General features: G+C 63.2%; 5 protein-coding genes. All 5 read right to left on the bottom strand.

Annotated features, from left to right (window positions below; all coding sequences use genetic code 11):
• Positions 1-1,202 (bottom strand): L-serine ammonia-lyase (locus tag QWY80_RS17635; protein WP_290234526.1); only part of this gene is annotated, 1,202 nt, incomplete at its 3' end.
• 5 nt (positions 1,203-1,207) lie between these two features.
• Positions 1,208-2,458 (bottom strand): serine/threonine transporter SstT, encoded by a 1,251-nt coding sequence (gene sstT, locus QWY80_RS17630; RefSeq protein WP_290234523.1) that lies wholly within the window; start codon positions 2,456-2,458, stop codon positions 1,208-1,210.
• A gap of 130 nt (positions 2,459-2,588) precedes the next feature.
• Entirely contained in the window at positions 2,589-3,704 is a 1,116-nt protein-coding gene (gene gcvT / locus QWY80_RS17625) for a glycine cleavage system aminomethyltransferase GcvT (protein WP_290234519.1), read from the bottom strand.
• A 253-nt stretch (positions 3,705-3,957) separates the two neighbouring features.
• Positions 3,958-9,969: an anti-phage protein ProA gene (gene proA, locus QWY80_RS17620; protein WP_290234516.1), complete on the bottom strand. Its 6,012-nt coding sequence runs from the start codon at positions 9,967-9,969 to the stop codon at positions 3,958-3,960.
• 451 nt (positions 9,970-10,420) lie between these two features.
• Positions 10,421-11,737 (bottom strand): ATP-binding protein, encoded by a 1,317-nt coding sequence (locus tag QWY80_RS17615; protein WP_290234512.1) that lies wholly within the window; start codon positions 11,735-11,737, stop codon positions 10,421-10,423.
• Between the last annotated feature and the right edge of the window lie 60 nt (positions 11,738-11,797).

Genomic DNA, 11,797 nt, shown 5'->3' with positions numbered 1-11,797 from the left:
TTGCGCTCGATGCACGGCACCTGCACCAGGCCGCCCACCGGGTCGCAGGTCAGCCCCAGGTTGTGCTCCAGGCCGATCTCGGCGGCGTTCTCCACCTGGCCGATAGTGCCGCCCATCACCTCGGTCAGCCCCGCCGCGGCCATGGCGCAGGCCGAGCCCACCTCGCCCTGGCAGCCCACCTCGGCGCCGGAGATGGAGGCGTTCTTCTTGCACAGGATGCCCACCGCGCCGGCCGCCAGCAGGAAGTCCACCACGTCGCGCTCGGAGGCGCCCTTGCGGAACTGCATGTAGTAGTGCAGCACCGCCGGGACGATGCCCGCCGCGCCGTTGGTGGGTGCGGTGACCATGCGCCCGCCGGCGGCGTTCTCCTCGTTGACCGCCAGCGCATAGAGGTTGACCCAGTCCATGGCCGACATCGTCGAGGCGATCAGCGAGTCGTCGTCGCGGCTTTCCAGCATGCGCTGGTGCAGCGCCTTGGCGCGGCGCTTGACGTTGAGCCCGCCGGGCAGCACGCCCTCGGCCTCCAGGCCCTTGGCCACACAGGCCTGCATGGCCGCCCAGATCGTGAGCAGGCCCTCGCGGATCTCGGCCTCGCTGCGCCAGGCGCGCTCGTTGGCCAGCATCAGCTCGCTGATGCGCAGGTCGTGCTCCCGGCACAGGCGCAGCAGCTCGGCGGCACTGTCGAAGTCGTAGGGTAGCTCGGTGGTGTCGGCGTCGAGCGTGCCAGCGGCGGCCTGGGCCTCGTCGATGACGAAGCCGCCGCCCACCGAGTAGTAGGTGTTGCGGTGGAGCTCCTCGCCGTGGCCGTGGGCGATCAGGCGCATGGCGTTGGGGTGGTGGGGCAGGCTCTCCTCGAGCAGCTGCATATCGCGCTCCCAGACGAAGGAGACCTCGTGACGGTGATCCAGCCGCAGCGTGGCTGTCTCGCGCAGTGCCGCGATGCCGGGGGCGATGATGTCCGGGTCGATGCGGTCGGGCCGCTCGCCCATCAGGCCCATGATCACGGCGCGGTCGGTGCCGTGGCCGATGCCGGTGGCCGACAGCGAGCCGTAGAGCTGCACCTCGAGGCGGGCGACCCGCGTGAGCAGGTCGCGCTCCTTCAGCTCGCCGACGAAGTCGCAGGCGGCCTGCATGGGCCCCACGGTGTGCGAGCTCGACGGCCCGACACCGATCTTGAACAGGTCGAAGATGCTGATGGACATAGGGATCACCCCTTCGTTTCGGTGGCCGGGACCGGTGCCCGGCGGCTCTCCGCGGCGCGGCAGGCGGCCGCGGTGAACAGCACGTCTGTAGAGGAGTTTAGCGCCGTCTCGGTGGAGTCCTGTACCACGCTGATCACGAAGCCGATCGCCACCACCTGCATGGCCACCTCGGTGGAGATGCCGAACAGGCTGGCGGCCATGGGGATCAGCAGCAGCGAGCCGCCGGCCACGCCGGAGACGCCGCAGGCGGCCAGCGCCGAGACCACGCACAGCAGCAGCGCGGTGGGGAAGTCGACGGCGATGCCCAGGGTGTTGGCCGCGGCCAGGGTGATCACCGAGATGGTGACAGCCGCCCCGGCCATGTTGATGGTGGCGCCCAGCGGGATGGAGACGGCGTAGGTGTCCGGGTCCAGCTCAAGGCGCTTGCACAGCTCCATATTGACCGGGATGTTGGCCGCCGAGCTGCGCGTGAAGAAGGCGGTGATGGCGCTGCCGCGCAGGCAGGTGAACACCAGCGGATAGGGGTTCTGGCGGGTCTGCCAGTAGACGATCAGCGGGTTGGTAACCAGTGCCACGAACAGCATGCAGCCGACGATGATGCTCAGCAGGCGGCCGTACTCGAGCAGCGCGCCCAGGCCGGCCTCGGCCAGGGTGTTGGCGACCAGGCCGAAGATGCCCAGCGGGGCGAAGCGAATCACCACCCGCACGATGCCGGCGACCGCCGCGGAGAGGTCGTTGAGCACGCCGCGGGTCGTCTCGCCGGCGTGGCGCAGCATCAGGCCGAGCCCGATGGCCCAGGCCAGGATGGCGATGAAGTTGGCCTCCATCAGCGCGGTTACCGGGTTGGTCACGGCGTTGAGCAGCAGGTTGCGCAGGATCTCGATGATGCCGCCCGGCGGGTTGCCGCTGACCTCGGGCATGTCGAGGGTCAGCTCGGTGGGGAAGGCGAAGCTCGCCACCACGGCTACCAGCGCCGCCACCAGGGTGCCGATCACGTAGAGCAGCAGCACCCCACGGATATGGGTGGGCTGGCCCTGGCGATGTCCGGCGATGGCGGCCGCCACCAGCACGAACACTAGGATCGGCGCCACGGCCTTGAGTGCCGAGACGAATAGCTGGCCGAGCAGCGAGATCGACCGGGCGACATCGGGCGACAGGGTGGCCAGCAGGATACCGCAGACGATACCGATGGCGATCTGGGGGATCAGCCCCAGGCGCATCACCGGGCGAAACAAGGCGTTAAGCGTGGAAGTCATCGAGGATCTCTCGTTTTTTCGGGTTGTTGCCGTGATGCCCGAGCCGGATCGTGCGGTCCGGGCGTCGCTGGTTCGCCCATGGCGGGGTAACGCCGGGGGCGAGGGGTAGTGTCGCTTGCCGCGACAGGGGTTATTTTCCGCGGTAGTAGCCCGGCGTGACGAAGGGGGGCTTGCTCACGGTCATCGGCAGGCGCTTGCCGCGCACCTCGGCGTAGACGGTGGCGCCCACCTCGGCGTGGGCGATGGCCACATGGCCCATGGCCACCGGCTTGCCCACGGTGGGGCCGAAGCCGCCGGAGGTCACCACGCCGATCCGCTCGTCCTGCGCGCTGAACAGTTCGGCGCCCTCGCGTACCGGCGCGCGGCCCTCGCCGAGCAGGCCGACCCGCTTGCAGCTGTGATCCTTTTCCGCCACCTGGTGGAGGATCCGCTCGGCGCCGGGGAAGCCGCCGGCGCGCTCGCCGCCGCGGCGGCGTGGCTTGCCGATGGCCCAGATCAGGCCGCCCTCCACCGGCGTGGTGGTGGTGTCGATGTCGTGGCCATAGAGGCACAGGCCCGCCTCCAGGCGCAGGGAGTCGCGGGCGCCCAGGCCGATCGCCTCGACCTCCGGCTCGCCCAGCAGGCGACGCGCCAGGGCCTCGCTCTGATCGGCGGCCACCGAGATCTCGAAGCCATCCTCGCCGGTATAGCCGCTGCGGCTGATCCACACATCGATCCCATCGAGGGTGAACTTGCCATGCTGCATGAAGACCAGCTCGCAGGCCGCCGGGCAGAGCCGCGCCATCACCTCGGCGGTCTGGGGGCCCTGGAGAGCGAGCAGGCCGCGATCCAGTTCCTCGATCTCGTGGCCTTCGGGCAGGTGCTCGCGCAGGTGGGCGATGTCCTGCTCCCGGCAGGCGGCGTTGACCACCAGGTAGAGGTGATCGCCGGCGTTGACCACCATCAGGTCGTCGAGGATGCCGCCTTCCTCGCTGGTGAACAGCGCATAGCGCTGCATGCCCTCCGGCAGGCCCAGGAGGTCGGCCGGCACCAGGGTCTCCAGCGCCGCGGCGGGGGCGGGGCCGCGCAGCAGCAGCTGCCCCATGTGCGAGACGTCGAACAGGCCGCAGGCGCCGCGGGTGTGCTCGTGCTCCTTCTTGACGCCCAGCGGGTACTGCACCGGCATCGCGTAGCCGGCGAAGGGCACCATCCGGGCGCCAAGCTCGACGTGCAGGTCATGCAGTGGGGTTCGCTTCAGCTCGCTCATGGGGCGCCTCCGGAGGTAGCAGAACAAAAGCGGTCCGCCCGGGTGACCGGGGCGGCCGCGCTTTGATGGCGCCTAGAGTAGACGAAGTTTCCTATAAGAAACAACTGGGCGTGTAAAAGAAACTTCCCGGCACGACCCCGGCGGGCCGCCACGGGCTGATGGAATGCGCCGCTCGGCTGAGCAACCCACTGAGTTATCGCAGATATTGCTCCGGAACCGGATAGCGGAGGATTTCTTATCGGAAACAGGGGCGTCAGGGGTGCTCGAGATGCTCGACAAGATCGTTGATCTCGGATCGGAGCTGCGCCGTCAGGCGGCCGACGTCGAGGCGTCGTGCGACCTGGCGGGCAACGTCTTCGTCCTTGTCGCTCCCATGGAGCACGTCGCGCACCAATCCCAACTTCTCGGGGTAGGGAACCTCGCGCCATTCCCGGATTCCATGGCCTATATCGAAGCCGCGGAATGCCATCACGTTTTGCGGAGTCGCTCCGTGGGGCCAGAACACTGTGTGATCGTCAGGTGTTTTGAAATGCTCGCGGTGCTTATGGACAGCGCGCCAGATGGTTTGGCGGATCTGCCTTCCGGTGCGTTGGAAGCCGTGCATCCGAGCGATGTGATCGCCAATCCGTTTGAAGGTCACCGGTCCTTCGCGATCAATGATATCAAGGGCCAACGCCTGGACCCGCGGCTGGTAGGAGGGCTCGTGAAATTGCTCCGGGTCGATCTCGTTGTTGCTCCCCTCTGTGGAGACACCAGCAGCTTTCTCCTTGACAATCGGTCCTTGGGCAAAGCGAGGCGGAGTTTCGGAGTTGATCGAGTCATCTAGTGACGGTGTTGTTGGCTCAATTGCCTCCCTCTTAGGCTCCGTCGGGTAGTCATCGTCATCGGCCTTGACTTCTGAGGTATCGGCCTGGTTCTCTGATTCGCCCTCGGATCGACGCCTTTCGTCCTCTGCCTGGAGTTCTGCTTCTGCGGCCACGCGCTCGCGGTCCGCTTTGAGGAGATCGGCGAGCTTGTCATTAAGCGACGAGGCAGAGGTGTTTGGATCTTGGAAAAAGTCTGTCGACCAGATTCGGAATATCTTCCAGCCCAAGTTCTCCAAAATCAGCTGTCGCACGCGGTCGCGGTCCCGTGCTGTGGGCGAACTATGATAGGTCGCCCCGTCGCACTCGACCCCAGCCAGGAACTTGCCTGGCTCTTCAGGATGGACGATGCCCAAATCGACCCGGAATTTGGAGATACCGATTTGCGTGCGGACTGACCAGCCGTAACTGCGAAGTCGCTCGGCTACGGCCATCTCGAAATCGGAGTCGTAAGCATGGTCGCCGCCCGTCGAGTGGATTGCTTCGCCTATGGCCATGGGACCACGCGCGGCGAAGTCGATATAGTGCTTGAGGTCCTTGACCGCCTCGGACGAGGTCCGGGTGAGATCGATCATGGAGGCATCGAAGCTAGCAAAGATCATGACCTCTGTTGTGGCGCGGGTGATCGCCACGTTGAGTCGACGCTCTCCTCCCTGCTTGTTGAGTGGGCCGAAATTCATCGACATGGTTCGTGCACCCGGTTCGCTAGGCCCGTAGCCCACTGATAGCAGGATCACGTCGCGTTGGTCACCCTGGACGGTTTCGAGGTTCTTCACGAAGACTGGATCTTCACGGTTGGGGTCGAAGAAGGGTTCGAGATCAGGGTCGGCGCGACGCTCATGGTCGAGCAAGTCTTCGATGAGGCGCTGCTGCTCGGAGTTTAACGTGACCACGCCGACCGAGAGATGATTACGTGCTGGATCGCACAACCGCGTAATGATTTCTTCAACCACACCTCTGGCTTCGACCTCGTTGGTGCGTGCTTTCCCCTTAGCATAGACGCCATCGACACGACGAAACGACACTGCGCTTTCGGCGGTATCAGCCGAGGGAAAGGTCACTAGTTGGCTACCATAATAGGCGTGATTTGAGAAGGTGATAAGGCTTTCATGTCGGCTGCGGTAGTGCCCCGTAAGCCGATGATGTGGCATGCGCGCGGCGAGGGCCTCATCAAGTATGCTCTCGAGATCGCGAGCCTCCTCATTGTCGCTATCTTCGGCACCGCGCGAAAAGAAATTGGTGGGTGGCATCTGCTTGGGATCACCCACCACGATGCAGCGCTTACCGCGCGCGATCGCTCCCACGGCGTCAGGGACCGTGATCTGGCTGGCCTCGTCGAAAACTACCAGGTCGAAGGCCTTCTCGGCCGGCAGAAACTGCGCTACCGAGAGTGGCGACATCATTAGGCACGGTGTCAGCGAGGTAAGTGCGTCGCCCATCTCCGAGACGAGCTGGCGCACCGGCTTGTGGCGCATCTTCTTCTGCAGCTCGCGGGATAGCACCCCGTAGCCCGGATCGGCGCCACCGGCGTCACGCTTGGGCACGCCGCCGGAAAGCTTTGCACGGATATATGAAGAGGTCAGCTCGGCTACTTCCTTATCGAGTTCGCGGAAGGTACGAATCAAGTCGTCGTGGCGGACTGAGGAGAAGCGCCTGAGTTCGGGGCGTGCATCGATCAGAATGGGCGCGAGCCAGCAGGCATATGCTGTGCGCAGCACCTCAACGGTTTGGCTTGGATCGACGATGCCCGATTTTAGCGCGGTGACGAGTGTATCGAGACCAGCTTGGCGTGCCTCGCGGCTGATCGCAATCCATTGACACCATGTATTGAGCCGCCGCTCTCGCTCGACGATCGCGGTGCTGTTTTTCGCGAGTATGTCCAAGTCGACAGGACCAAATTCGATGCCGTCACTCGAGACGGCCCGATACGCCTTCAACTGCGTATCGAACTCGTTCTGTGCGCTCACCAGTTCATCAGCCGATGAGGCTATTGGCATGCCGGGCTCGAGCATGTCGCGGCCCTGACAGAGAACACGGGCAAGGACCGTGCGAGTCTCCACATAGTCACGTCCGAAGCTCGCGAGTTTTGCTACGGACTCACGAAGATGGCGCCCTGCGTCGATAGCGTGGCGCAGGCGTTCGGGATCGGTGTCAAGACCATTCCACGGAGTGCCGCTGGGCAGTGACCTGGCTGTCTGTTCCATTTCGCCACGCAGGCGAGAGAGGTTCGACAGCACAGGGATGTCCTCCTCCGGCTCGGTAACCTGACGGGTATCGAGGCTGAACGCCTCGCGCAATTCTTTGCGCAGCTTTCGGCGTGCCATTGCACTCAATGGCCAAGGCTTTCCATCGATCTTGTCGACCCTAATCGCCCAGCTGTCGAACGGCTTCCCGGGAATTTTCTCGTCGGGATAGGGAGCCGAAAGACGTTCACGGTCACCGGCATAGCTGTCGAGGCTCTCAGCGAGGGTATCGAGTGTCTCCAGCACTTCACGCCCGTCCGCCGTTAAGGCGAAACCAAGATCCTGTCGTGCGCAGTCAGGAACCATAGCCGCGACCGCAGCTAGAGCAGCACTCTCCGAGGGATCCTCTCCAGCATCCTCAATTCCGAGCTTGTCGGCCAAGGCCTTTCTGCGACTCTTTAGGTCGGTGATGGCAATGCCTAGAGCGCGCGCCTCTACGACTATTTTCTCAGCCCAAGCATAGGACCAGTCGGTGTGAGCAATCTCGCTGAATGTCTCAATATCCTCGGGTTGTAGCTGCTCAAATTGCTGGCCGAGGCGCTTAGCGATCTCCTCGAGGTGCGCGAGGGCTTCCGGCGTCGAAGCATATCCCGCACCTTGCGAATCGCGCTCCCAGTTGAGACGAAGTCGGTGGACGTCCCCATGACGCATGGCACGTCCAATCGCATCCCGCGGGCTCATGCCGCCCGGCCCCGGATGGTGGAGGGCCTTGACGAGGCCGTTCAGTTCAGCGCGTATTTCGCCAAGCTTGGCTAGCTTCTGCTGCCATTCCTCGGCCGATCGGATGCCCCGGTTCTCCCAAGCCGCGCCGAGCTGGCTGAGAACAGCGCGCTTATTGGCCTTGGCCGAGTGCAACTCGAGGCAGAAATCGCCCAGGCCACAGGCGTTGAGACGGCGATAGACGACGTCGAGCGCCGCCATTTTCTCGGAAACGAACAGCACTCGCCTGCCGAGGCCGAGATTGTGCGCGATAATGTTGGCAATGGTTTCCGACTTGCCGGTGCCTGGAGGCCCCTCGAGGACGAAGTCACCCTCGCCACCGGAGGCATGGATGGCAACGATCTGGCTGGCATCGGCATTGAGAGGGGCGAGAACCTCGGCGGGATCCACTTTTTTGTCGATCTCGCGCGGCTCAATAAAGCTCGCACCGTTCTGGTAGGGCTCGCGCGGATGATCGATGACATGCTGCACGAAGGGCGCTGCCTTGAGTGCGTCGGTGCGGTCGGAAAGATCCTTCCACATAAGATATTTGGCGAAGCTGAAGGTCGACAGCACGACCTCTTCGACGACTTCGAAGCCAGACACCTCGCGGATCTTCGCACGAACCTGATCCCAGACCCGACGCACATCGACCCCGCTTTCGTCTGCAACGAGTTCGCCGTCGAGGCTGGGAATGTCGATGTTGAAGTCTTGGCGCAGCATCTGCAGAAGCGTCAGGTTGAAGACCGGTTCGTCCTCGTGGCGCGATAGGTAGGGGCGCGATGCGGCGCTTGCACGGTCAATTTTCACCGGCAGCAGGATCAGCGGCGCCCGAAATGTGCGCTTGCTGTCGCCGGTGGGCGACCAGCGCAGCATGCCGAGGGCGAGGAACAGCGTGTTCGAGCCGCCTTCTTCGAAGTCAGCCTTGGCCTTGCGGTAGAGTTCAATCGCACCCTTCTCGAGGCTACGCGCATCGACATTGGCGACGATCTCGTTTCGGGCCAGCGCTTCTTCGGCGAACTTCTCGGCGAAGTCCTCACCGGTCCGCAGTTGGTAGAGGTCTTTGTCCGATTGATCGCTTCCCTGCGACTGTTCGGGTGGTGTGATGATCTTGATCTTCTTGCCTTCGGCAACTTTGTCCTCGAGGTGTGCCGGATCGGGACAGAAGATTGGGATTGCGGTGTTCGACGTCTTGAGGTTGAGTAGCCGGTTGCGCTTGGACAGATCGAGCAGGCTGCGTTTCCAGCGATCGAGACGTTCCTCGGGTGTTGCGTTGGCGATATCGTCCTCGACAATGGCTGCCTCGAAAGGCGGTAGGTCGGGCGCTTCATCGAGCGGCGGAGCGGCGCGCACGGGTGCCGTCTCCTCTGTGGCTGTTCCTATCGAGAATCCCACCAGGCTGGAGAGCGGCTGGATATCGCGGCCGCGTGCCTGACGGATGTCTATCGCGTAAATGAAGTTGTCTTCGTTCTCCTCTGCGACCTGGCGCCGTCCCTCGGCGATTGCTCGGGAGAAGGGCAACGGCTGTCCTGTCGTGGCCATCGTGGTTTCGAACAGGACCAGTTCCTCCTGAGCGATGGCTTTTCGGATCTCCATCGGGTCTTCAACCGTCAGCGATGGAAGGCTCTGCGGCTGCAGCCAGGCGCCGGTCACCGCATGGCCTTCAGTGAAGACGACGACCGGATAGAGTCCGGCCTGCTCGATTGCCGCGGCAAAGAGTAAGGCAGTATCGAGACAGGTGGCCAGGCCGTGCTCCTCGATCATCGACGGGAAGCGGATCTTCTGGCCATTGCGTTCGAAGCTCGCAGGGGGGTCGGCATAGGTGATATTGCGGCTCGAAACTGCGGCCCAGATCCCCGACAGGATTTCCCAGCTACGCTTGCGAGACTTCGATTGGTATCCCTCAAGCGATCCGCACTTACCTGAGCCTTCGAGGATTGTCGCGGCCTCCTTAAGCACGCGCTGAACCGCTGTGTCGTTGGGCATCACGAAGGCGGCCAGGAGCTCGGGCATGTATTGTGAGCCGCCCCATTCGTTGCGGGCCAGCGCATCGATCCGATGGTGGCTCTCAGCCAGGACCTGATCGTTCTGCCGAAGCTCAAGGTGAATCTCTCCGCGCGTGCGCTCGGTTAGGTTGTCGAGCATACCGCCAGAGACAGTCACGCGACGATCGCGGGGACGTAATTCTGATTCGGGTACGATTCGATCGATCGTCCAGGTTCGGTCGCCCAGGATCTTCGGCTCGCAGGTCAGGTGCAGCGTCAGATCTTCAAGAGCGTGATCAAACGGATTCGATAGAACCAGGTCAGCAATGACGGGGATATCGCATTGGTGGGTTGCAAATGTAACCCTGCGCGCGATCTGCGCACGGATTTCACACTTGGGCTCGACATTGATGATGTCGCCTTCATCGAGATCCAGGTCAGACGTGTGCATGGTCTCGTCGTCATATGAGCTCATGAGCGATAAGTCTCCTTTACACTGGTGCTGGCATCTCGGAGGCGTTGATGAGAGATGTGAATCCACATGTGAGTACCTTGCTAAGCGATCGGTCGCTAACCGCGGCAATTCCTGAGGGGGTGACCAAGTGCGGAAGGAAGTCCCCTTGGGTAAGCTATAAGTCTCAGTACAGTAGCCAGTATGGGTATGTTACATGGGGTTACGCGAACTTGTTGGTGTGATTACACTTTGCTTTACATCAAATTTTGATTAATTTTCATTTATAATCAATTGGTTGCCGTCTTGGTCCATAGTCCATGATCCCTTCGTCGCTGGTTCGTCCCCAACTGGCCCACTGCGCTTTATCTTTTCCAACTGCTCACTTGCAGCCTGATGACCACCCGAGTACCTGGCGTCGTGATCCTAGTTACGTGATTAGCTGAGAAGCGGCGTAACCGCTACCAGGTGGTGTTCAATATCCCATGTCCCGATCCTGTGCCTGATCGGTCAAGGCCTGCAAGGCGGCCTCGCTGGGGATCGACTGACCGGGCTCTTCCCCCCATAGCATGCCGATGGGGACGGCGTAACAGCCCGGAACCTGCAGCTTCAGGCAGTGGCGACCGGTGTAGATCAGCATGCCGCCCTGGAAATGCTTGCCAGCCTGATCGGCGAGCCGGGAGAGGCCGGCGGCGTCCTTGGCCTGCACGGTGGCGGCGCGTTTGATCTCCACTCCCCAGAGTTCCTGGCCGCGCTCGATGACCAGGTCGACCTCCACCTGGTCCTTGTCCCGGTAGTGTGAGAAACGCAGCTCGGGGTCGACCCAGGAGGCCTGGGCCATCAACTGTTCGACTACGTGGCTCTCCAGAAGGGCGCCGAAGCGCTCGGCCTGGGTCAACCACTGGTCTGGCGCCAACCGAGCCAGGGCGGCGGCAAGGCCGGTGTCGACGAGGTGCACCTTGGGGCTCTTGATCAGCCGCTTTGCCTGATTGCGATGCCAGGCGGGCAGCTGCCGCACCAGGAACAGCCGCTCCAGGATACCCAGGTACTTGGTCACCGTGCTTCGCTCCATCCCCAGCTCCTTGCCCAGCGTGCTGACGTTGAGCAGGTTGGCGGTCCGATAGGCCAGCAACTCCACCAGGCGCAGCATTCCGTCCTCGTCCTGGATGGCGGCGATGTCCCGTACGTCACGCTGGATGATGGCGTTGAGGTACTGGCGGTACCAGTGTCGTGCCCGGTGGGGAGGGCGGCTGTTGGGTTCTGGGTAGCCGCCCTGGCAGATGATCTCCGCCGTGGGGGGAAGCGGTGTGGTGTCGGCCACCATTCTGGGGGTGAGCCGACCCTCAAGGAGTCCGGCCAGCAGGGTGGGCTGGCGGATGCGTTTCTCTTGCTCGGCCAGCGGGTGCAGGTAGATGACTTCCATGCGGCCGGCCAGGGAGTCCTGCGCCTTGGGCAGCAGCAGGAGGTTGGCGGAGCCGGTGAGCAGGAAGCGACCCGGCGAGCGGTCTCGATCCACCACCGACTTGATGGCCAGCAGCAGCTCGGGTGCCCGTTGTACCTCGTCCAGGGTGACGTGCTCCGGCAGGCTCTCGATGAAGCCGAAGGGGTCCTGGTGGGCAGCCTCCAGCAGGGCGAGGTCATCCAGGTTCAGATAGGTTCGCTCAGGCTCGATGCGCTGGGCGAGGGTCGTCTTGCCGACCTGTCGGGGGCCCAGCAGGCAGACCACCGGGGTATCGGCGAGCGACTCCACCACGCGGTCGCGAATTAACCGTGGCAGATAGGGCGTGGCCATGTCTCGTCTCCAGCATCGTCCAATTGCTGGTTAGTATAGCGTCCAATTGCTGGCTGATGC

This window comes from Halomonas ramblicola, from assembly GCF_030409215.1.
GTDB lineage: Bacteria > Pseudomonadota > Gammaproteobacteria > Pseudomonadales > Halomonadaceae > Halomonas > Halomonas ramblicola.
This window is presented reverse-complemented; position numbering and strand designations above follow the sequence as displayed.

Bases quoted from the DNA above. Each gene is read 5' to 3' on its own strand.
- sstT (WP_290234523.1), bottom strand. From the start codon at position 2,458: ATGACTTCCACGCTTAACGCCTTGTTTCGCCCGGTGATGCGCCTGGGG.
- QWY80_RS17615 (WP_290234512.1), bottom strand. From the start codon at position 11,737: ATGGCCACGCCCTATCTGCCACGGTTAATTCGCGACCGCGTGGTGGAG.
- gcvT (WP_290234519.1), bottom strand. From the start codon at position 3,704: ATGAGCGAGCTGAAGCGAACCCCACTGCATGACCTGCACGTCGAGCTT.
- proA (WP_290234516.1), bottom strand. From the start codon at position 9,969: ATGAGCTCATATGACGACGAGACCATGCACACGTCTGACCTGGATCTC.